Here is a 20,240-nt window from a genome sequence, read left to right as displayed (position 1 = left end):
GCGCACGGCCTGCGCGCCACCGGCGCCGCGAAACAGCATGCCGATGGCGCGCTGCACCTGCGGCAGCTCCACGGCGGCGTCGGGGAAGGAGCGGTCGGCCGCACGCGTCACGGCGCGGTGCCACCACTGGCCTATGAGTTCTTCCATGGTTTCAGCTCACGATCAGCACGGTGCGAGGGCTTCAGCCCTCCTCCCGCTTCTGTCTTTGTGTCTCGCGCTGCGCCGCCTCGCCCTGCTCCCAGTTGAGCAGCGGCTCCTTGTCCAGCGGCCCCTGCGACACGTCGCACTCGCTCAGGCAACGCCCGCACTGCACGCAGGAAAACATCATTCGCTTGATGTTGCGCGGGTGCAGCCGCATGGGGCAGGCGTTGTCGCAGGCGCTGCCGGAGGGCGCCTTCACCGTCTCGCAGTCGCGGCAGTCGCGCGCGCGCTCGCGGCTGAAGGCCACCACCATGCCGCGCGGGTTGGCCATCCACACCAAGCTCTGGAACAGGCCCACCGCGCAGCCGAAGCGGCAGAACAGGTGCCGCGCGAAAGCGAACTCCAGCGTGAACACCGTCGTCGCAATCGCCAGGAACTTCGCCTGGTTGGGCGTGGACGTGCCGTGCAGCAACCCGCCCCAGACCTCGGCCGGCGGCAGCAAGTAGCTCAGCAGCGTCACGGCCCAAGTGAAGCCGAGGATCAGGCAGGACAGCGCGAACAGCGGCCACCAGCGCTTGCGCGCCGGGCGGTCGGCGCGTGGCAGCGCATGGCGGTCCCAGACGCTGAACTTCGCGCAGGCGCGGTGCAGCAAGTCGTTGAGCAGCTCCACCGCCGAGAAGTGCGGGCACAGCCAGCCGCACCACAGCCGCCCCCAGCGCCAGGCCACGGCCAGGAAGCCGCCCACCAGCGCCAGCGCCGGCAGCAGCGCGCGCAGCACGAAATTCAGCGCCAGGTGCGGCGCCGAGATCTGCCCGGCCGTGAAGGCGTCGATGCCCAGCGACCAGCGCATGCCCAGCACCCAGAGCTGCGTCTCGTTGAGGTCGAAACGCAGCAGGTTCAGCGCCGGGGCGAACACGAAGAAGGCGAAGAAGCCGGCCTGCAGCCAGTGCCGGCGCCGCTGCAGCCGCTGCGCGCTGCGCACGGCGGCGGTGTCGGCTGGTGGCTTGCGAACCGTCATGCGCCGGCGCGGCGTGGTTTGAGCCTCACCGCCGCAGCCCGCGGCCTTGTCGATCACTGCGCGCGCGGCCTCGGCGCCGGCGCGGCTGCCGCCGGGGGGCGGTCCTTCGAAAGCCATGGCCTCACCTTGTCGATGAACCCATCAGCCGCCGATGACGGCGCTGGTGAGCTCGGACAGCGCCGCGGCCGTCTCGGCATCGTCGGTGAGCGCGTCCACGATGGCGGCGCGGCAGGCCGCGGCCAGCGGCAGGCCCGCGCGCACCAGGCGCGCGGCCATCACCAGCAGCCGCGTGCTCACGGTCTCCTCCAGGTCGTGGTCGGTGAGCCGGCGCAGCGCCTGCGCCAGCCGCACCAGCGTGGCGGCCAGCGGCGGCGGCGCCTCGGCCTCGGCTTCCACGATGCGCTGCTCCACCTCCGCGGCCGGGTAGCCGAAGGTCAGCGCCACGAAGCGCTGCCGCGTGCTGGGCTTGAGGCTCTTGAGCAGGTTCTGGTAGCCGGGGTTGTAGCTGATGACCAGCATGAAGCCGGGCGCGGCCTGCAGCAGCTCGCCCGTGCGCTCCAGCGGCAGCACGCGGCGGTCGTCGGCCAGCGGGTGCAGGACGACGGTGGTGTCCTTGCGCGCCTCCACCACCTCGTCGAGGTAGCAGATGGCGCCCTGCCGCACGGCGCGGGTGAGCGGGCCGTCGCACCAGACGGTCTCGCCGTCGCCCAGCAGGTGGCGGCCCACGAGGTCGGCGGCGCTCAGGTCGTCGTGGCAGCTCACCGTCACCAGCGGACGGCCCAAGCGCGCGGCCATGTGCTCGACGAAGCGCGTCTTGCCACAGCCCGTGGGCCCCTTGATGAGCAGCGGCAGGCGCTGGTGAAAGGCGTGCTCGAACAGCTCGCACTCGGCGGCCTGCGCCATGTAGAAGGGCACGGCCGCAACCTGCCTGGCGGATGTGAATTCCATGGTGGAATTTCCGTCAGGCGCGCTGCGCCGGGGCGGCCTTGAGGCCCTTGCCGCCGTGCGCGGGCTGCTGCGCCAGCTCCTCGGCCGAGGCGCCGACGAAGAAGCTCGCCAGGTACATCAGCAGGCCCAGCAGGAAGATCACGCCGCCGGCGATGCGCACCCAGTAGAAGGTGGCGAGCTGGTCCTGCGTGGCCATGAAGGACATGGCGCCGCTGGTGGGCAGCCGCTGCAGCCACACCTGCAGCACGCCGGCGCCGGTGAGGGCCAGCACCATCACGCCCATGCCGATGCTCATGGTCCAGAAGCTCTTCTTCTCCAGGGCCTGGGCGCGCAGCGGGTTGGCCTCGCGGCCGCGCAGGATGGGCATGGCGTAGCTGATCATGGTGATCACCACCAGCACGTAGGCGCCGTAGAAGGCCAGGTGGCCGTGGGCCGCCGTCACCTGCGTGCCGTGCGTGTAGTAGTTCACCGGCGAGAGGGTGTGGATGAAGCCCCACAGGCCAGCGCCCAGGAAGCCGATCACCGAGGTGCCCAGCGCCCAAGTCACCGCGGCCTGGTTGGGATGCTCGCGGCGGCGGCGCTGCACCATGTTGAAGGCGAACACCGTCATCATGAAGAAGGGAATCGGCTCCATCGCGGAGAACACGCTGCCTATCGTCTTCCAGTAGCCCGGCAGGCCGATGAAGTAGAAGTGGTGGCCCGTGCCCAGGATGCCCGTCATCAGCGCGAAGGCGATGATGATGTAGAGCCACTTGTCGATCACTTCACGGTCCACGCCCGTGGTCTTGACCAGGACGAAGGCCAGCAGCGCGCCCAGGATCAGCTCCCACACGCCCTCCACCCACAGGTGGACGACGAACCACCAGTACATCTTGTCGCGCACCAGGTTGTGCGGGTTGACGAAGCTGAAGAGGAACAGCAGCGTCAGGCCCCACAGGCCCAGCATCAGCACCAGGCCCACGCTGGTCTTGCGGCCCTTGAGCATGGTCATGGTGAGGTTGAGCATGAAACCCACGGCCACCACCACGATGCCCAGCTTGGTGGGCAGCGGCTGCTCCAGGAACTCGCGCCCCATGGTCTGCAGCAGCTCGTTGCCCGTGAGCTCGGCCAGCTTGGCGTAGGGCACGGCCAGGTAGCCGACGATGGTCAGCGCGCCGGCCACCAGGAAGATCCAGAACAGCGCCACGGCCAGCTTGGGGCTCCACAGCTCGGTCTCGGTTTCCTCCGGAACGATGTAGTAGGCCGCTCCCATGAAGCCGAACAGCAGCCACACGATCAGCAGGTTCGTGTGAACCATGCGCGCCTGGTTGAACGGGATGTAGGGGAACAGGAAGTCGCCGATGACGTACTGCAGCCCCAGGCTCAGGCCGAAGATGATCTGGCCGGCGAACAGCGCCAGCGCCGCGATGAAGTAGAGCTTGGCGACGGCCTGCGACTTGTACTTGAGTGCAATGGGTTTCATGGTGTCAGCCCTCGATGTTCGGCGGCCACTTCTCGGTGTTGACCTGGCCGGTCCACTTCAGGAACTCCACCAGGTCGTCGAGTTGCTGCTCGTTGAGGTTGAAGTTGGGCATCTGCCGCCGGCCCGGCGCGCCGCTGGGCTGCGCCTTGATCCACGCCTTCACGAACTCGCCGCCGCGGCGCTCGATCACGTTGCCCAGCTCCGGCGCGAAGTACGCGCCCTCGCCCAGCAGCGTGTGGCAGCCGATGCAGTTGCGCGTCTCCCACACGGCCTTGCCGCGCACCACCGCCGGGGTGATGTCGGCCGCGTGCGAACGCTGCGGTATGTGCTGCTCGGTGTTGACGATCAGCGCGGTGAACAGCAGCGCGAAAAACACGCTGCCGCCCCAAAAAATGTTGCGGGCCTTCTGCTTGGTGAACCCGCCCTGGGTCTGGCTCATGACAAGCCCTCCTCGGTCGAAACACGATGGGGCTTAGCCTAGGGATTCACTCAGGCTTCTTCCTTGAACCGGTTCAAGAATCGGGACGTCGCCGCCCGCCGGCCGTGCACTTGACACGAATCAAGCACGCACGTGACCGCAAAAGCCCATCCACCAGGGCCGCGCAGCCTGCGGCGGGCCCTGAAAACCCGCCTTGCGGCAGGCCATAAAAAAACCCGCCTTGCGGCGGGTTGGCGGTGGAGCCGGCGCGCGGCCGGCTCAGCAAAGCGAAGCGGCGGCGGTCAGCGGCGACCGACGATCATGCCCACCAGGAAGCCGACGCCGGCGGCCACGGCGATGGAGCGCCAGGGCTTGTCGTGCACGTAGTCGTCGGCGGCCTGGCCGGCGGCGCGGGTCTTGTTGACGGCGTTGGCCTGCAGGTCGCGCAGGTCGTGACGGGCCTCGCGCAGCCGCTCGCGCAGTTGCGTGGCGCTGGCGCTGGCGCTGGCGGCGCTGGAGCGCATGAGCGCCTCGGCATCGGCCACGATGGCCTTGAGATCGCTCTTGAGCTGATCCATGCCGGGGTTGTTCGCCACAGGTGCATCAGGGGTGGTCATGTCGTTCATCGTGCGGTCCTCCGTGGTTGAAAGGGCTGGCGCAGGCCAGGTGCCGATACTTCGGCCACTACCTTAGCCCCAGGCCACGCATGGCGGCAAGCACCGTGCGCAACCCTGCAGCGCCAGATAAACCCTTGGAGCGGCCATGGAGCCGCCCTATCCATGCAGACCACGGAAAACGCCCGCGAGTTCCCCGCGGGTTGAAACACGGGCGGCGCGCGGCCGCCCGCGTGCTCAGGCCGGCAGGGCCTCGGCCTGCGCCGCAGCCAGGGCGCCCAGGACGGCCGTCGGCGTGAGCAGCCGCTCCATGAGCTCGCGCACGCTGCGGATCTGCGTGCCGAAGGGCAGCGCGCCCTTGCCGCGGAAGAACAGGCCCTTCTTGACCTCGCCGCGCAGCGCCGCGGCGAGCTGATGGTCGATGCAGAACTGGCCCCAGCCCTTGAGGCCGTCGCGCAGCCCGCACTGCGCCAAGCAGTCGAACACCTTGGTGCAGCGCGACTTGGCGTGCGCCTTCTCCTGCAGCTTGTCCTCGGCCTTGAGGTAGGACTGCAGCCACTGCGTCTTGATGCCGCGCGCGGGCAGGCCCGCCACGCTGGTGAACTCGGTCAGCTCCTCGTCGCGCGCCTCGGCCAGCACGCGCTTGAACTCGGGGTGCGCGTCGCACTCGTGCGTGACGGCGAAGGGCGTGCCCAACTGCACGCCGGCCGCGCCCAGGGACTGCAGCCGCACGATGTCCTCGTAGCTGCGCACGCCGCCGGCGGCGATGACGGGAATCTCGCGCTCTATGCCGGCCTTCCTGAAAAACTCCAGCACGGCGGGAATGACGTTCTCGAAGTCGAAGCGCGGGTCGTTGAGGTCCTGCACCTTGGCCGCGCCCAAGTGCCCCGCCGCCAGGCGCGGATGCTCGATCACGATGGCGTCGGGCAAGCGCTTCTTGCGCTCCCACTTCTTGACGATGAGCTGCACGCCGCGCGCATCCGACAGGATGGGCACCAGCAGCGCCTTGGGATGGTCCTGCGCCAGGTCCGGCAGGTCCAGCGGCAGCCCGGCACCCACGACCACGGCGTCAATGCCGGCCTCCAGCGCCCGCTTGACGCTGTTGGCGTAGTCGGCCACCGCGCGCATGACGTTCACGGCCACCAGCCCGCGTCCCTGCGAGAGCTGCTGCGCGGCCTTGATCTCGCGCTCCAGCGCTTCCAGGTTGGCCGCGTTGATGAGGGCCTTGCCCTCGGCCTCGCGGCCCGCGTGCGCGGCCGCGCCCTCGGTGCGCTCCATGAGGTCCGGGTGGTGGCGGCGCAGGTCCACCGAGCTGATGGTGCCCACGCCCCCCATGGCGGCCACGGTGCCCGCCAGCCGGTGCGCAGACACGCCCACGCCCATGCCGCCCTGCACGATGGGCAGCAGCGAACGGCCGCCCAACGACAGCGCCTTCAGGCTGCTTTGCTTCAAAACGGACGCAAGAAGGGAGTCGATGTGCGGATTCATGAAACGGGGCGGCAAGACGTCAAGCTGCGGACCATACGCAAGCCGATGCGCCGCCGCCTTGATCCTTGTCATGCGCGCCGTGATGAGGAAAGCCTGCACGGGAACACGTCGGCTTGATGCGTGTCAGGACGCACGTCCGCCGGAGAGGGTGCCCCGGGCCCCCGCCGGCCCTGTGCCGCAGCCCCGCCGGGGCACCTTCCCGCGGCCTGCACGCGAACAGGCCACCCGCACTTGCCGGCTCACCTGGACACCGGGAGCACCGGGTGTTTCCCTGGCGAAGTCCCCGCCGGCACTGTTGGGTTGGGCGCCGCGGCTTGCAGCCGCGCGGCGCGGTGGCGATGCTCCCGGCCATGGCCTTGGAACACGCATCCCCCCTGCAGCCCATGCGGCTGCTCACCGAGGGCGCCCTGCCCCCCGACGCCGTGAGCGTCAGCCTCATCAAGAGCGAGGAGCTGCAACTGCTGCGCGTGGTGCTGCGCGCCGGCGGCGTGCTGCCCGCGCACTGGGTGGCCGGCGAATGCACCATCCAGTGCCTCACCGGCACGGCGCAGCTCATCGCCGGCGACCAGCGGCTGGCGCTGGAAGCGGGCGACGTCGTCCTGGTGCCCAAGCACCAGCCCCACGAGCTGCAGGCCCGGCACGAGGACAGCGCGCTGCTGGTGACGATCCGGCTGGGGGCGTGAGGGGCGTGAAAGGCGTGAGACGGGCGGCGCGCGGGCTCAGCCCCGCGGTGGCCATTGCCCGCCAATCTCGTTGAACAGCTCCTGCGCCTCGCCCGGCCCGTCCTTGTAGGGCCCCGTGCCGCTGTGCTCGGCGCGCGAGGCGGGCACGAACGCGCCGCGCCGCACGTCGAAGACGTGCACCTCGCCGTCCTCGATCACGTAGTGCCAGCCGTGCAGCGTCAGCTCCCGCGCCTGCACGCGGCGGCGCACCATGGGGTAGTCCATCAGCCGCTCCAGTTGCAGCACCACCGCGCGCTGCTCGGTGCGGCGCAGCGCCTCCGGCGTGGGCACCACGGGCAGCGCGGCCTCGCGCGCCAGGTCCAGCCACACGTTCAGGTTCCTGGCCTCCGGCGACACCTCGCCGTACAGCGCCTGCATGGCCCCGCAGTGGCTGTGCCCGCACACCACGATGCGCTGCACCTGCAACTGCAGCACGGCGAACTCGATGGCCGCCGCCGTGCCGTGGTAGCCGGCCGAGCCGTCATACGGCGGTACCAGCGCCCCCACGTTGCGCACCAGGAACAGCTCGCCCGGCTGCGCGCCGGTGAGCAGGTGCGGCACCAGCCGCGAGTCCGAGCAGCCGATGAACGGCGTGGTCGGGTGCTGGCCCTCGTCCACCAGCGCCTTGAAATGCTGCTCGTAGCGGGGAAAGGCGTCGTCGTGGAAGCGGCGCAGCCGCTGCAGCAACTCGTCGTCGTGGTCAGGCATGGAAGAGGTTCTCGCGTGGCCGCCGCACGGCAACTTCGATGCCGGCAAGCTCCGGCGCCGCCGCACCCGGCATCGCGTCACGCAGCCCGCGGCCGCACTGGGGTGTTGGGTGTGTGGCTCAGCCGGTGAACACCCGCTTGGCCTGCGCCACCTTGTCGCGCAGCGGCGTCTTCATGACGGTGTCCAGCAGCTCGCCAACCTTGAAGGCATGGTGCTGCTCATGCACCACGCCCACCTGGGGCATGTCGGCCAGGCCCACCTTGCGGGCGTGCTCGACGAAGCCCGGGTTGCGCCAGAAGAAGCCGCCCGGCAGCGTCGTCGGGATCACCGCCGCGAAGAACAGCGCCCGGCCCAGCACCGACTGCGCCAGCGCCACCACCGCCAGCAGCGGCAGCAGCACCACCGCCAGGCCCGGCGCGGCCAGGGCGGCCAGGGCCAGCACCAGCGCCGCACCCAGCAGGCCATTGCGCAGCGCGTAGGAACGGCCGTACTGCGTGGTCTGGATGTAGAAGGACGCCGCACCCTCGCTGTGCTGCTCGCGCAGGTCGCGGGCATGGGCCAGCACCGCCGCGCCTTCCAGCGCCAGGCCGATGGCGGCCATGCCGGCCACGATGCGCACCAGCCCTTCAGAGGCCACGCCCAGCACCACCGCCACCACGCCCACCAGCAGCGCCCCCAGCGACAGCGCCGAGGCGATGAAGCTGGCATCCGTGTGCCAGTGGTTCCAGAACGGACGCGCCTTGATGCGGTACAGCTTGATCATGTAGAAGCCGCCGAACGCGATGCCCAGGCCGCCCACCGCGGCGAACACGCCCTGGAGCGCCCCCACCAGCGGCTGCGCCAGCCCCGGTACCGCGCGCTCGGCCACCGCCAGCGCCAGGTAAGCCCCCAGCCCGGCCGTGAACACCGTCACCCCGGCAATCTCACGCGCCACCGGCGAATACTTGAGGTTGTAATAACCGCGATAGAACCGGTGCGGGCGGCCCAAATGCATGTTCAGCTTGAACATGCCGAATATCAGCAGGCACATCATCGCCAGCAGCATAGTCAGCCAGGCCACGCTGTCCTGCAGCGCTGCCAGCGGCTGGAATATCGCCGCGCCCGCCGTCAGCAGCGCGAACGCACCGGCGGCCAATTGCGCGGTGAGCGTGAAGGCAATGTGCGAATTCTCGTGGCTGCCCAGCAGCTTCTTCAAATTCCAGTGCTTCTCGAAACCCTGCTTGGGGTCGAGCACGGGCACGTAATTTCCATCGTCGTCCTTGCGGTGGAACTTGATGGGCACGCTGTCCACGCGGTGCATGTCGCGCGCCAGCGTCTTGGTCTGCTGGAAGCGGGTGTTCGGGTGCGTGATTTCAGGTGACGGGAAACCGGGGATTTCCAGCTTGGCCTGCACGCGCCCTTCGGGAATATTTTCCACGACGCCGAAATCCAGCGCCTTGCCCACGCAGGCCGACACGCAAGCGGGCTTCAGCCCAACCTCCAGCCGGTCCACGCACATATTGCACTTGCTGACCGTGCCCTTGGCCTGGTCGAGCTGCGGCGCGTTGTACGGGCAGACCCAGGTGCAATAACCGCAGCCGAAGCAGATGTCCGGGTTCTGCAGCACCGCCCCATACTCGGCGAACTTCGTATAAGCCCGCGTCGGACACCCTTTCAGGCAAACCGGATCGTCGCAGTGGTTGCAGGCCAGCGAGATATTGATGCGCGACACGTTGGGAAAGGTGCCGCCCTCGATGAAACCCACCGAGCGGAAAGCCTGGTGCGCAGGATTGTCGTTTTTCTCCGAGCACGCGGTTTCGCAGGCATGGCAGGCGATGCAGTTGTCGGCATTGAAGAAAAAGCCGTGCTGCTTGTAGCGGTTGGGATTGTCGCCAACCATGCCGTCGCCGTTGATGTTAAGGCTCTGGCCGCGGCGCTCGTCGCCCACGGGAACCGTCTCAATGCCCTTGCCCCACTGGTTATGGCTCTTGCACGGCGCATCCGGCAAAACGGCGTAACCAGGCTCAAATTCTCTGCGTTCAAACATGATGTGCAACTCCGGCAAGCCTTAGAACTTGCGCATTTCCTTGCTCAGGATGGCCGCCTCGTGCTGGTCGGCAATTTTCTCGACGCGCACCGCGCCCTGCTTGAATGCAGGCTGGCGGGAATACGGATCGAGCAAGGCAATCGTCAGGCGGTTGGCGCAATCGTGGAAATGGAAGGGCAGGAACACCATGTTCCTGCGCACGCGCTGCGTGAGCTGCGCCATCACCACCGCATCGGAGCGGCGCGACACCAGGCGCACATACTCGCCACGCCGAATACCCATCTCCGCCGCCGTATCGGGATTGAGCTCGACGAAGGGAATCGGGCTGAACTTGTTGTTGTTCCCCACCTTGCCGGTCTTGGTGCGGGTATGCCAGTGCTCCACCAGGCGGCCGGTATTCAGCCAGAACGGGTATTGCTCGTCCGGCACCTCGTAATTCACGACGAAAGGCAGCGCAATCAGCTTGGCCTTGCCGTCGGGGAAGCGAAACGTCGCGTCCTGTGTGTAGAGCCGCTTGCCGCCCACCGGGGGCAGCTCGCCCCGCGCCGCCTGCTCGGCCGTGTAGGGCCACTGCACGCCGCGGCGCTGCTCCAGCAGCTCGTGCGTCATGCCGGAGATGTCGCAGAAACGGCCCTGGGACAGCCTGGCCATTTCCAAAAATATGTCCGACGCCTTCTCCGGAAAATTCACCCGGCCGTCCTCGTTGAACTTCTCGGCAATCTTGTTGAATATCCACAGGTCAGGCTTGGCCTGGCCCGGCGGCACGGCCAGGGGCGTGACGCGGTTGATGCGGCGCTCGGTATTGGTCATCACGCCGTCCTTTTCCGCCCAAGTGCCGGCGGGCAGGTAAACGTGCGCGTATTGATTGCACTCCGTGTCCTCGTAGCAGTCCTGCACCACGCAGAATTCCAACTGCTGCATGGCCCGCCGCACGCTCGCGGTATTGGGCAGCGAGCTCATGGGATTGGTGGCGACAATCCACAAGCCCTTGATCTGCCCCGTTTCCATGACCTTGAAGATATCGGTCTGCTTCAGGCCCACCTTCTTGGGGAAAAACTCGGGGTCGACGTTCCAGGCTTCCCCGATTTCCTTGCGGTGCTGGGCATCCTCCAAGTAGCGGTAATTCGGCAGCCCGGAGCAGGACGACCATTCCCGCGTGCCCATGGCATTGCACTGGCCGGTAATGGACAGCGAGGTGCCGCCCGGCTTGCCCATGTTGCCGGTGATCAAGGCGAGATTGTTGATGCCCACCACGCCGTCGGAACCATGGGTGCTCTGGTTGATGCCCATGGTCCAGATCTGCATGGCCGCCGGGGCCTTGGCAAACAGGCGGGCGACGACGCGAATGGTTTCCTCGTCGATGCCGCAAACCTTTGCGGCCTTGGCCGGGTCCCATTGGGCCACCTCGGCCTTCAATGCTTCCAGGCCGTTGCAATTGGCCTCGATATAGCGCTTGTCTTCAAGGCCTTCCTTGAAGATGACGTGCATCATGGCGTTTTGCAAAACCACGTCCGTGCCCGGCGTCAGCGGCAGGTGAATATCGGCCATCTGCGCCAGCATGGTGACGCGCGGGTCCACCACGATCAGCGGGAATTTGCGTTGCTCCTGCGCGTCCTTCAGGCGGTAATAAATGATGGGGTGCTGCTCAGGCAGATTCGAACCCCAGGCAATCAGGCAGTCGGTGTGCGAGAAATCCTCGTAGCTGCCCGGCGGGCCGTCGGAGCCGAACGAGCGCTTGTAGCCGGACACGGCCGAGGCCATGCACAGCGTGGTATTGCCGTCGTAGTTGTTGGTGCCGATGAGGCCGCGGGTGAGCTTGCCCAGCGTGTAGAACTCCTCGGTCAGGAGCTGGCCGGTGGAAATCACGGCCACCGAATCGCGCCCATATTGGGCCTGGATGCGGCGGAATTCGTCGCGCACCTTGAGCGTGGCGGCATCCCAATCGGTGGCTTGCCAATCTTCGTGCCAATGGCCGCGCATCAGCGGTTTCGTGCCGCGGCCGGAAGCGGCGAATATCTCGTGCTCCGCCAAACCCTTGAGGCAGAGTTTGCCGCGGTTCACGTCCGCGTCGGCCACGCCGCGCGAGGCGACGGGTTTGCCCTGGGCATTCAGGCCCACTTCTATGGAGCAGCCGGTCGAGCAATAACCGCAGGTCGCATATTTCCACGCCACCACACCCTTGTCGGCGAGGGTGATGGGGTTCTTCTGAGTTCTGCCAAACAACATGTTTTTCCTTGCTGAACCGGCCCGGGGCGCGCTGGGACCAGGGCTGTCGGTTTGCTCTCTCAGCAGGGCAGCTGCTGCTTGCGGGTGCCGGGGACAGCCATGGACAGCGCTTCCTGCTGCGCTCGTTGAGGCATGACTGTCCCGGTTTCCACCGACGCGGCACATTCTTCCGACGGTCAGTTTTCAGCAGCGGAAGGAGTACGCAGGGTTAACCCGACATAGTTCTTTGGAACTAAGGGCGTGAAAAATACACAGGAAACCTGGCGCCGCGGTTTCAAAGCGCAAAATATCTTGACCCATCAAAATAATGGGCAAATTAAAACAACAAGCAATAAATTCCACGGGCCGCGGAAATCACTTTTTTGAAACCCCTTGGCCCCCTTCACCGGTTCCAGCGGCATCCCGGCACGGCAGGTGCAGCGCCTGGGCGTGGACCGGGCCGGCGCCGCACTACAAGGGGTGTGACGGGCGTCAGACCTTGCAGGCTGCGGCGCGCAGTTGCACGGCAGCAGGCACCAGCTTCTTGGCCGGATGCCGCAAGGCGTGGCGTATGAGCCAGCGCAATTCGTTGTCCGCATCCGCCAGCCAGCGCCGGCACAGCTCGAACACGCGCTCGGGATGCCGCTTGGCGATGTCGCCCAAGTGGTTGGCGACGCTGCGGCGCACGTACAGCTCGGGGTCGTTCTTGAGCTTTTCCAGGAGGGGCAGCACCGGCGTGGGATCAGCGTCGAAGGCGGGAAGGCGCATGGCCCAGGGCAGGCGCGGCCGCGTGCCCTCGGAGCACAGGCGGCGCACGTGCGGGTCGGGGTCGTCCGTCCACTGCATCAGCCGCTCCAGGGTGCGCTGCGGCTCGCGGATCAGGAAAGGGCGTATGCAGAACTCAGCGCTGAAGCGGCGCGTCAATTCATATTGCGCCCGCATGGAAACTTCGAAAGGATCCTCGCCGCCATTACCTGCAGGGTCCAGCCCATATTGGGCGACGAAACTCACGTGCGGCAAATAGAAAAACACGGCCAGCCCCAATTCGTCGGTGCGCGCCATGGGCGGCGTGAGCGAGTCCAGCAGTATGGCGATGGCCGACGCGTAATTGGCGGGCAGGTATTTGCGCATCGCCCGCGCCAGGTGCACGCCGCGGTCCATGATGCCCAGCGGCTCCAGGCCTTCCAAGGCGGCGGCGCGAAAGGCGCCGGCATCGAATGCCGGATACGCTAGGCGCAGGTTGTGCGCCAGGCCATCCACCGCCTCCTCGCCGAGCAGGCGCTTCAAGGGCGCGCCCTTTTGTAGGGAGCGCGGGGCGGGAGGCAGGCGGGGCTGGTCGTCGGTCACAAGGGGCATCGCGCGGCAATGGCGTGGAGGGAGCACGCCATTGTCCGCATCAAGCCCTGCCGTGGCGCTGACGGCGCCTGGCCGCCAGGGCGCAGGCGCTCAGCCCGGCCAGCAGCAAGGCCAGCGTGCCGGGCTCCGGCACGGCCTTGGCGGGTTGCGACACGGGCGAGGACTGCGGCTGCGACAACGGGGACGACTGCGGGCCGGCCGAGGGAGAAGACGTCGGAGAGGAAGTCGGCGAAGAGGTCGGCGTGGAGACCGGCGCGGACGGCAGCTGCAAGCCCGCCACGTCGACCGTCGAGAAATAGTGGTTGGCGTTGATCTGGATATTCGAAACCCAGTCCTTGACCACCACGTTGCCGTTGATCTGCCCGTTGCCGCCGGAGATGGAAGCCTTGGGCGCCAAGATGCTGCCGTAAACGCCCACGCCGCTGAGCACCAGGTCCGTCACGTCGACGAAATTGAAAAGGACGTTGTAGTCGGCAAAGCCGTACAGGCCGACGTTCTGGAATCCAGCGCGCGTGCCGCTGACATTGAAAATCAGCGTCTGCCCGCGGCTCAGCCTGTCGAACATGATGTTGTTCAAGCCCAGCAGCCGCTCGCCGGACACGTTGAAAACCTGCGCGCCGGCGCTGCCGTCGCCGCGCAGGGTCACGCCGCCCCAGGGGTTGAAGCTGGCCGTGCCATTGGCCGTGGCGGTGTTGAGCGCCGCGGACAGGCTGCTGAGCTGCTGCGCAGTCTGGTCGAAGGAGAACGGCGCGGCGCCCTGCTGCAAGGAGCCGGCGAACCCCAGGTTGCCCAAGCTGGTGCTGCCGCCCACCCAGGCATTGCCGTTGTTGATGGAGCCGTTCCAGAAGTTCAGGTTGCCGCCGACCACCAGCGCCTTCCCGGCCGAATCCGCCTTGTTCAAGGCGTTGACGCTGTAGCCGGAGAGTGCGGCGTTGCCGGCCACGGCCACGGCGCCTTCGGTGTCGCTGCCGGCGCTGCTGAAGTTGCCCAGGGCAAAGACGTTGAAGCTGGCGGCCGTGCCCAGGTCGATCACGGTGGCCTGTGCACTGCCGGACCAGGCCGCGCCCACCAGGAACGCGGCGGACAGTGCGAGGGGCAAGGCACGCAGGGAGGCAGCGGTGGACTGGGGCAAGGACATGCTGGGCAGCCGCCGGCGTTACGGCGGAACAGGGCATTGGACGGCCCCTACAGTGTCCGGCAGCCGCGGAAACAAGCCGTGACGAAACTGTGAAAACTTTCCGCAACGCGCGTGCGCAGTTCACGCTGCTCGCGCCGGACGGGCCATTTCCACGCATCCATGCCGTGGAACGAGAAATTCTGCCTTGGCCCGCCCTGCGGGCTGCGCGACAAGACGGACCGCGGGCGGCTCGCCGCACACGCCCCTGCAGTAACCCCCTTGGACTTGCCTCACGGACACCGCCATGCCCGTCTATTGCGTCTCCTACGACCTCAACAAGGTCGGCCAGAACTACGCCCACCTGCACGACGAGCTGCGCAGCTCCGGCACGTGGTGGCACCACCTCGGCACCACCTGGCTGGTGCACACCAGCGAGGCCGCCGACCAGCTCTCGACCCGGCTGCGCCGCGCGCTGGACGACAACGACAGCCTGCTCGTCATCAAGGTCACGCGCGACTACGCCGGATGGATGCCCAAGAAGGCCTGGGAGTGGATTGAGCGGCACCTTTGAGGGCGGCCGCCCCGCTCGTCAGCTCAACCCCCGCTCCGTCGCGTACACCGCCGCCTGCACGCGCGAGCTGAGGTTGAGCTTGCGCAGGATGTGCTGCACGTGGATCTTCACGGTGGTCTCGGCGATGTCCAGGGCGCGGCCGATCTCCTTGTTGCTGGCGCCGCGGGCGATGTGGCTCAAGATCTCGCGCTCGCGCGGCGACAGCGTGACGATGGGGTCGGCCGGCGCGGGTGCGGCGGGCGCGGACGGCGCCGGGGCCCCCAGCGACTGGAACGCGGCCACCAGCTTGGCCGTCATCTCGGGGCTGACCACCGACTCGCCGCGCACGCTGCGCACGATGGAGGCCGCCAGCGCCTCGCTGTCTATGGTCTTGAGCAGGTAGCCCTGCGCGCCGTTGCGCAGCGCGGCGGCGAGGTCGCGCTCGTCCTCGCTCACGGTGAGCATGAGCACGCGCGCGTGCGGCGCGGCCTCCTTCAGGCCCTTGAGCGCGTCCACGCCGTTGACGCCGGGCAGGTGGTTGTCCAGCAGGATCAGGTCAGGCTGCAGCGCCTGCGCGTGGCGCTGCGCCTCGCCGGCGTCGCCGGCCTCGGCCACCACGGTGAAGCGCGCGTCGGCGGCCAGCAGCGCGATCAGGCCGCGGCGAAACAGGGTGTGGTCGTCCACCACCAGCAGCCGGATGGGCGCGCCGGCGGCGGCGCCGGCGGGGGAATGCGTTGTCATCATCGCGCGATCATGCCGCCGCCGAGGGCGCTTGAGCCGCGGGCGGCGTGCCGGCGGCGGGAGCCGTGGACACGGCGGACGCGGCGGCCGAGGGCGGCACCGTCAGCGTCACGCAACTGCCCGCGCCGGGCACGGCGTCCACGCGCACCTGGGCGCCGATGCGCGCGGCACGCTCGCGCATGATGCGCAGGCCCACGTGCGTCTCGGCGCGGTCGGCGTCGGGGTCAAAGCCCTGGCCGTCGTCGCGCACCTCGAAGCGCCAGCCCGCGCTGTCGGCCGCCACCTCCACCCACACCTGCGACGCCCGCGCGTGCTTGCGCACGTTGGACAGCGCCTCCTGCACCACGTGCAGCACCTGCACCTGCGCGTCCGGGTCCAGCGGCAGGGCGTGGCCCTCCAGCTCCAGGTGCGACTTCAGGCCCGTCTGGTGCTCGAACTTCTGCAGCGTGGTGCGCAGCGCGGGCTCGATGTGCTCGGCGTTGGTGCGGGTGCGGAAGTGCACCAGCAGCTCGCGCACGTCGCCCATGCACTCGCGCACGCCCGTGTCGAGCTCGCCCAGGGTGCGCTCCACCACCGCCTCGTCGCCGCGCTGGCGCGCCGCGCGCAGGAGCTGGACCTGGATCTTCAAGAAAGCCAGCGACTGCGCGATGGAGTCGTGCAGCTCGCGCGCGATGAAGCTGCGCTCCTCGGCCACCGCGCCCTCGCGCTCCAGCGCCGCGGCGCGCAGCCCTTCCATGCCGCCGGCCAGGTGGCTCGCCAGCGCGTCCAGCAGGCTGCGCTCCTCGTCGCTGAGCGTGACGCTGCCGCGGAAGAAGAGGTCCACCTCGCCCAGCAGCCGGTGGTGCAGCCGCACCGGCACGCTCACCAGCGTCTTGAAGCCCTCGCGGGCGCAGTGGCCCAGCGTCTGGTCGGCCATGACGATGGGGATGACGCGGGTGCGCGCATCGGCCGCGGACTGGCCGCACAGGCACTCGCCCGTGGGCACGCAGTGCTCGCCCTCGCTCAGCGCCGCGGGCAGGCCCTCGCCGGCCAGCAGCAAGTAGCGCTGGTTGGCCTCGTCGCTCCAGCGGATGGCCGCGGCGTCGGCGCCGGCAATGCGCCGCACCTGCTTGGCGAAGTGCTGCGCCATGCCCTCCAGCGTGTCGGAGCGCGCCAGCAGCGCGCTCACGTCGTACAGCGCCTGCAGCCGCCCGCGCTGCAGCTCCAGCTTGGCGGTCTTCTCGCGCACCTTGTCCTCCAGCCCGCGGTAGAGCGACTGCAGCGTCTGCGCCATGCGGTTGAAGCCCTCGCCCAGGCGGCCGAACTCGTCGCGGCTTTGCACCTCCACGCGCGCGTCGAAGTCGGCCTGCTCCACGCGCTCCAGGCCGCGCTGCAGCCGCGCCAGCGGCTCCAGGACGAACAGGTGCCCCGTGTAGAACAGCGCCACGGCCACCGCGATGGCCAGCCCAAGCATGGCCAGCTGGTACAGGTGCAGGATGCTGGTGAAGCGCGCGAGCTGCAGCTCGATGGAGCCCACGAACAGGTCCACGGAGCGCACGAAGGCGTCGGCATCGGCGCGCACCTGCGCCGGCGCGGGCAGCGTCCCTTGCGCCCAGCGCGCGTGCAACTGCTGCCACTGCTGCAGCACGTCCGCAAAGGCCGCATGCACGGCATCGTTCCATGGCACGAACAGGGGGCGGGAGGGGTCCCCGCGGCCCAGCAAATCCAGGCTGGCCTGGAAGCGGTCGAACTGCGCCTGCACCTGCTCAGGCGAGGTGTCGTGCAGCGAGGCCGCGAGCTGCCAGGTCTGCATGCGCATGCGCCCGGCCTCGTTGACGGCCGCCGCGCCGCCTTCGAGCTGCCAGCTCACCCACAGCGTCAGCCCTATGGAGGCCAGGGCCAGCACCAGCACCGCAGCGCCTATGGCCAGCAGCTTGCGCGCGAGAGTCCAGGGAGTCTTCATGCGCGCACTCTACGCAGCGCGCGCCTGCCGCGCCTGCCACCAATGCGAAAACCACGCATCCCGTGAACGCGCGCCGTGCCGCCCGCAACCTCGGGATGCGGGCCACCCGGCCAGGGGCCTACGGTAGCCGCCCCGGCGCGTGCTGTGGCCGCTGGCCGCGGTGGGGGACGCCGGCGCAAGAACCAGTGAAAGGATGGATTCATGTCTCGCAAGTCCTTTTCCCTGACAACGCTGGGTGCCGCGCTGCTGTGCTCGCTGTTGGCCGGCAAGGCGCTGGCCCAAACCGCCCCGCCACCACTGGACGACCGCGCCCGCCGCGGCCTGGCCATCGTCCCGGAGGGCGTCAAGCTCAACATGGCCGGCCGCGACCGCGCCCTCGTCGGCCTGGGCAGCTACCTCGTCAACGCCGTGGGCGGCTGCAACGACTGCCACACGCGCCCGGCCTACGCCCCCGGCGGCGACCCCTACCTGGGGCAGCCCGAGGTCATCAACGCCGCGCAGTACCTCACCGGCGGGCGGCAGTTCGGCCCCTTCACCTCGCCCAACCTGCGCCCGGACGCCAAGGGCCTGCCCGCGGGGCTGAGGCTGTGGCAGTTCATACGCACCATGCGCACCGGCATAGATCCCGACCCGGCCGCGAACGGGCGCAAGCTGCAGGTGATGCCCTGGCCGGTGTACGGCCACATGCTCTCGAGCGACCTGGGCGCCATCTACGAGTTCCTGAGCGCCCTGCCCTCGGCGCCGGACAACCCCAACCCCGGCCCTTGAGGCTGGCGGCGGCGGCCCGCAGCCGCCGCCGGAAAGCGAAAAAGCGCGGCCACGGCCGCGCTTTTGCATGGGGGCGCCGCGCCGTGCACCCTGTCAGTCGGCGGCGTAGATGTCGCGGTCCTTGGTCTCGCGGATGAAGAAGGTGCCCACCACGAAGGTAGCGCCCGCAACCACGATGGGATACCACAGGCCGTTGTAGATGTTGCCCGTCTGCGCCACGATGGCGAAGGCCGTGGTGGGCAGCAGCCCGCCGAACCAGCCGTTGCCTATGTGGTAGGGCAGGCTCATGGAGGTGTAGCGGATGCGCGTGGGAAAGAGCTCCACCAGCATCGCCGCGATGGGGCCGTACACCATGGTCACGTAGATCACCAGCAGCGTGAGGATGCCCACCACCAGCGGCTTGTTGATGCGCGCGGGGTCGGCCGCTGCAGGGTAGCCCGCGGCGCTGGTGGCCTGCGCCACCTCCTTCTTGAACGCGGCAATGCGCGCCTTGCTGGCGCTGTCGAAGGCGTAGCCGTCGGCCGAGAGCGTGGCGTCGAAGGCGGGGATGACGCGCTCGCCCACCGTCACCGTGGCCGGCGTGCCGGGCCCGCCCTTGACCACCGAGTAGTTCACGGCCGCCTGCGCCAGCGTGCGCTTGGCCAGGTCGCAGTCGCTGCGGAAGTCCACCTCGCGCGCCACGGGGCTGCCCTGGAAGCTGCAGCGCGCGGGGTCCACCGTCACGACAATGGGCACGGCGCGCTGCGCCTGCGCCAGCGCCGGGTTGGCCGCCTCGGTGAGCGCGTGGAACAGCGGGAAGTAGCTCAGCGCCGCCAGCAGGCAGCCGCCCATGATGATGGGCTTGCGGCCTATGCGGTCCGACAGCCGGCCGAAGACGATGAAGAAGGGCGTGCCCAGCAGCAGCGACACGGCGATGAGGATGTTGGCCGTCTGCGGCTCCACCTTGAGCGCCTGCGTGAGGAAGAACAGCGCGTAGAACTGGCCCGTGTACCACACCACCGCCTGCCCCGCGGTCAGGCCCACCAGCGCCAGGATCACGACCTTGAGGTTCTTCCAGCGGCCAAAGCTCTCCGACAGCGGGCTCTTGGAGCTGCGGCCCTCCTCCTTGATCTTCTTGAACGCTGGCGACTCGTTCATGGACAGCCGTATCCACACGCTCACGGCCAGCAGCACGATGGACAGCAGGAAGGGCACGCGCCAGCCCCAGTCGGCAAACACCTCCTCGCCCATCGCGGTGCGCGTGCCCAGGATCACCACCAGGCTCAGGAACAGGCCCAGCGTGGCGGTGGTCTGGATCCACGAGGTGTAGGCGCCGCGCTTGCCGTGCGGCGCGTGCTCGGCCACGTAGGTGGCCGCGCCGCCGTACTCGCCGCCCAGCGCCAGGCCCTGCAGCAGCCGCAGCGCGATGAGCATCACGGGTGCGGCCACGCCCACGCTGGCGTAGCTGGGCAGGATGCCCACGATGAAGGTGGACAGACCCATGAGCAAGATGGTCACCAGGAAGGTGTACTTGCGGCCGATCATGTCGCCCAAGCGGCCGAACACCAGCGCGCCGAAGGGCCGCACGATGAAGCCCGCGGCAAACGCCAGCAGTGCAAAAATGAAAGCTGCGCCCGCATCCAAACCAGAAAAAAACTGCTTGGCGATGATGGAAGCCAGCGAGCCGTACAGGTAGAAGTCGTACCACTCGAAGACCGTGCCCAGGCTGGAGGCGAAGATGACCTTGCGCTCCTCGCGTGTCATGGGGGCGCGTGAGCGCGAGGGGCTCAGCGCGCGTGCGGCGGGGGCCATGGTGCTTGTCTCCTGGTCGTGTTTTCGGGTCTTGGGCGCCCTGCTGTCGGGGTGCCGCCAGCGCATGCTGGGCACGCCGTCTGACGGCTTGCTGACCTCTTTCTGACGGCTGGCTGACGCGTCAGGATGAACCCGCAGGACCCCGTTTTTGTAAGAACTTGGTCAGACGCTCTGCTGAAACTGCCTAAGCACGAGGTGCCGTGCCCACGTGGGCGGCATTCCTGA

The 20,240-nt window shown here is 68.4% G+C and carries 17 protein-coding genes; 3 read left to right on the top strand and 14 right to left on the bottom strand.

Annotated elements, in window-relative coordinates; translation table 11 throughout:
• Positions 1 to 181: 181 nt before the first annotated feature.
• From SM757_RS20050 to SM757_RS20025, 6 genes are all read right to left on the bottom strand, one after another.
• The gene (locus SM757_RS20050) at positions 182 to 1,276 is read right to left on the bottom strand and encodes a 4Fe-4S binding protein (RefSeq protein ID WP_322466835.1); all 1,095 of its coding nucleotides are present in this window, start codon (positions 1,274 to 1,276) and stop codon (positions 182 to 184) included.
• Between the two features lie 24 nt (positions 1,277 to 1,300).
• A complete protein-coding gene (locus SM757_RS20045) occupies positions 1,301 to 2,107 on the bottom strand; it encodes a CbbQ/NirQ/NorQ/GpvN family protein (protein ID WP_066333695.1) in 807 nt (268 codons plus the stop codon).
• A 13-nt stretch (positions 2,108 to 2,120) separates the two neighbouring features.
• Entirely contained in the window at positions 2,121 to 3,569 is a 1,449-nt protein-coding gene (locus SM757_RS20040) for a cbb3-type cytochrome c oxidase subunit I (RefSeq protein ID WP_066333693.1), read from the bottom strand.
• A gap of 4 nt (positions 3,570 to 3,573) precedes the next feature.
• Positions 3,574 to 4,008 (bottom strand): c-type cytochrome, encoded by a 435-nt coding sequence (locus SM757_RS20035; RefSeq protein WP_322466834.1) that lies wholly within the window; start codon positions 4,006 to 4,008, stop codon positions 3,574 to 3,576.
• Positions 4,009 to 4,289: 281 nt separating this feature from the next.
• Positions 4,290 to 4,613: a DUF883 family protein gene (locus tag SM757_RS20030; RefSeq protein WP_218011433.1), complete on the bottom strand. Its 324-nt coding sequence runs from the start codon at positions 4,611 to 4,613 to the stop codon at positions 4,290 to 4,292.
• A gap of 225 nt (positions 4,614 to 4,838) precedes the next feature.
• Positions 4,839 to 6,089, bottom strand: a complete 1,251-nt coding sequence (locus SM757_RS20025) for an NAD(P)H-dependent flavin oxidoreductase (RefSeq protein WP_066333686.1) — start codon at positions 6,087 to 6,089, stop codon at positions 4,839 to 4,841.
• Between the two features lie 350 nt (positions 6,090 to 6,439).
• Between SM757_RS20025 and SM757_RS20020 the strand changes: the two genes are divergently transcribed.
• Positions 6,440 to 6,772: a cupin domain-containing protein gene (locus SM757_RS20020; RefSeq protein WP_169805858.1), complete on the top strand. Its 333-nt coding sequence runs from the start codon at positions 6,440 to 6,442 to the stop codon at positions 6,770 to 6,772.
• Between the two features lie 36 nt (positions 6,773 to 6,808).
• On the opposite strand, the gene SM757_RS20015 is transcribed toward SM757_RS20020, so the two are convergent.
• From SM757_RS20015 to SM757_RS19995, 5 genes are all read right to left on the bottom strand, one after another.
• On the bottom strand, positions 6,809 to 7,519 hold the full coding sequence (locus SM757_RS20015; RefSeq protein ID WP_322466833.1) for a carbonic anhydrase: 711 nt from the start codon (positions 7,517 to 7,519) through the stop codon (positions 6,809 to 6,811).
• 118 nt (positions 7,520 to 7,637) lie between these two features.
• Complete coding sequence (locus tag SM757_RS20010) at positions 7,638 to 9,545, bottom strand: DmsC/YnfH family molybdoenzyme membrane anchor subunit (RefSeq protein WP_322466832.1); 1,908 nt, start codon at positions 9,543 to 9,545, stop codon at positions 7,638 to 7,640.
• A gap of 21 nt (positions 9,546 to 9,566) precedes the next feature.
• On the bottom strand, positions 9,567 to 11,771 hold the full coding sequence (locus tag SM757_RS20005) for a molybdopterin oxidoreductase family protein (protein ID WP_322466831.1): 2,205 nt from the start codon (positions 11,769 to 11,771) through the stop codon (positions 9,567 to 9,569).
• 471 nt (positions 11,772 to 12,242) lie between these two features.
• Complete coding sequence (locus SM757_RS20000) at positions 12,243 to 13,037, bottom strand: DNA alkylation repair protein (RefSeq protein ID WP_322466830.1); 795 nt, start codon at positions 13,035 to 13,037, stop codon at positions 12,243 to 12,245.
• 109 nt (positions 13,038 to 13,146) lie between these two features.
• Positions 13,147 to 14,244 (bottom strand): choice-of-anchor A family protein, encoded by a 1,098-nt coding sequence (locus SM757_RS19995; RefSeq protein WP_322466829.1) that lies wholly within the window; start codon positions 14,242 to 14,244, stop codon positions 13,147 to 13,149.
• Positions 14,245 to 14,527: 283 nt separating this feature from the next.
• Here SM757_RS19995 and SM757_RS19990 point away from each other — a divergent pair, with 283 nt between their 5' ends.
• Positions 14,528 to 14,794, top strand: coding sequence for a hypothetical protein (locus SM757_RS19990; RefSeq protein ID WP_066333674.1), 267 nt, complete (start codon positions 14,528 to 14,530; stop codon positions 14,792 to 14,794).
• A gap of 18 nt (positions 14,795 to 14,812) precedes the next feature.
• Here SM757_RS19990 and SM757_RS19985 read toward each other — a convergent pair whose 3' ends face one another.
• A complete protein-coding gene (locus SM757_RS19985; protein WP_066333742.1) occupies positions 14,813 to 15,514 on the bottom strand; it encodes a response regulator in 702 nt (233 codons plus the stop codon).
• Between the two features lie 10 nt (positions 15,515 to 15,524).
• Positions 15,525 to 17,456, bottom strand: a complete 1,932-nt coding sequence (locus SM757_RS19980) for a type IV pili methyl-accepting chemotaxis transducer N-terminal domain-containing protein (protein ID WP_066333668.1) — start codon at positions 17,454 to 17,456, stop codon at positions 15,525 to 15,527.
• Between the two features lie 201 nt (positions 17,457 to 17,657).
• On the opposite strand from SM757_RS19980, the gene SM757_RS19975 reads away from it, so the two are divergent.
• The gene (locus SM757_RS19975; RefSeq protein ID WP_322466828.1) at positions 17,658 to 18,224 is read left to right on the top strand and encodes a hypothetical protein; all 567 of its coding nucleotides are present in this window, start codon (positions 17,658 to 17,660) and stop codon (positions 18,222 to 18,224) included.
• Between the two features lie 93 nt (positions 18,225 to 18,317).
• Here SM757_RS19975 and SM757_RS19970 read toward each other — a convergent pair whose 3' ends face one another.
• The gene (locus SM757_RS19970; RefSeq protein WP_066333662.1) at positions 18,318 to 20,015 is read right to left on the bottom strand and encodes an MFS transporter; all 1,698 of its coding nucleotides are present in this window, start codon (positions 20,013 to 20,015) and stop codon (positions 18,318 to 18,320) included.
• Between the last annotated feature and the right edge of the window lie 225 nt (positions 20,016 to 20,240).

The organism is Azohydromonas lata (genome assembly GCF_034427735.1).
Classification (GTDB): Bacteria; Pseudomonadota; Gammaproteobacteria; order Burkholderiales; family Burkholderiaceae_C; genus Azohydromonas; species Azohydromonas lata.
The sequence above is the reverse complement of the archived record's forward strand: the minus strand, read 5'-3'. Positions and strand labels throughout refer to the sequence as shown.

Excerpts from the sequence above, each read along its gene's own strand:
- SM757_RS19980 (WP_066333668.1), bottom strand. The coding sequence starts at position 17,456 with ATGAAGACTCCCTGGACTCTCGCGCGCAAGCTGCTGGCCATAGGCGCT.
- SM757_RS20050 (WP_322466835.1), bottom strand. The coding sequence starts at position 1,276 with ATGGCTTTCGAAGGACCGCCCCCCGGCGGCAGCCGCGCCGGCGCCGAG.
- SM757_RS19975 (WP_322466828.1), top strand. The coding sequence starts at position 17,658 with ATGTCTCGCAAGTCCTTTTCCCTGACAACGCTGGGTGCCGCGCTGCTG.
- SM757_RS20030 (WP_218011433.1), bottom strand. The coding sequence starts at position 4,613 with ATGAACGACATGACCACCCCTGATGCACCTGTGGCGAACAACCCCGGC.
- SM757_RS19990 (WP_066333674.1), top strand. The coding sequence starts at position 14,528 with ATGCCCGTCTATTGCGTCTCCTACGACCTCAACAAGGTCGGCCAGAAC.
- SM757_RS19995 (WP_322466829.1), bottom strand. The coding sequence starts at position 14,244 with ATGTCCTTGCCCCAGTCCACCGCTGCCTCCCTGCGTGCCTTGCCCCTC.
- SM757_RS20045 (WP_066333695.1), bottom strand. The coding sequence starts at position 2,107 with ATGGAATTCACATCCGCCAGGCAGGTTGCGGCCGTGCCCTTCTACATG.
- SM757_RS20015 (WP_322466833.1), bottom strand. The coding sequence starts at position 7,519 with ATGCCTGACCACGACGACGAGTTGCTGCAGCGGCTGCGCCGCTTCCAC.
- SM757_RS19970 (WP_066333662.1), bottom strand. The coding sequence starts at position 20,015 with ATGGCCCCCGCCGCACGCGCGCTGAGCCCCTCGCGCTCACGCGCCCCC.
- SM757_RS20035 (WP_322466834.1), bottom strand. The coding sequence starts at position 4,008 with ATGAGCCAGACCCAGGGCGGGTTCACCAAGCAGAAGGCCCGCAACATT.
- SM757_RS20010 (WP_322466832.1), bottom strand. The coding sequence starts at position 9,545 with ATGTTTGAACGCAGAGAATTTGAGCCTGGTTACGCCGTTTTGCCGGAT.
- SM757_RS20025 (WP_066333686.1), bottom strand. The coding sequence starts at position 6,089 with ATGAATCCGCACATCGACTCCCTTCTTGCGTCCGTTTTGAAGCAAAGC.
- SM757_RS20020 (WP_169805858.1), top strand. The coding sequence starts at position 6,440 with ATGGCCTTGGAACACGCATCCCCCCTGCAGCCCATGCGGCTGCTCACC.
- SM757_RS19985 (WP_066333742.1), bottom strand. The coding sequence starts at position 15,514 with ATGACAACGCATTCCCCCGCCGGCGCCGCCGCCGGCGCGCCCATCCGG.
- SM757_RS20005 (WP_322466831.1), bottom strand. The coding sequence starts at position 11,771 with ATGTTGTTTGGCAGAACTCAGAAGAACCCCATCACCCTCGCCGACAAG.
- SM757_RS20040 (WP_066333693.1), bottom strand. The coding sequence starts at position 3,569 with ATGAAACCCATTGCACTCAAGTACAAGTCGCAGGCCGTCGCCAAGCTC.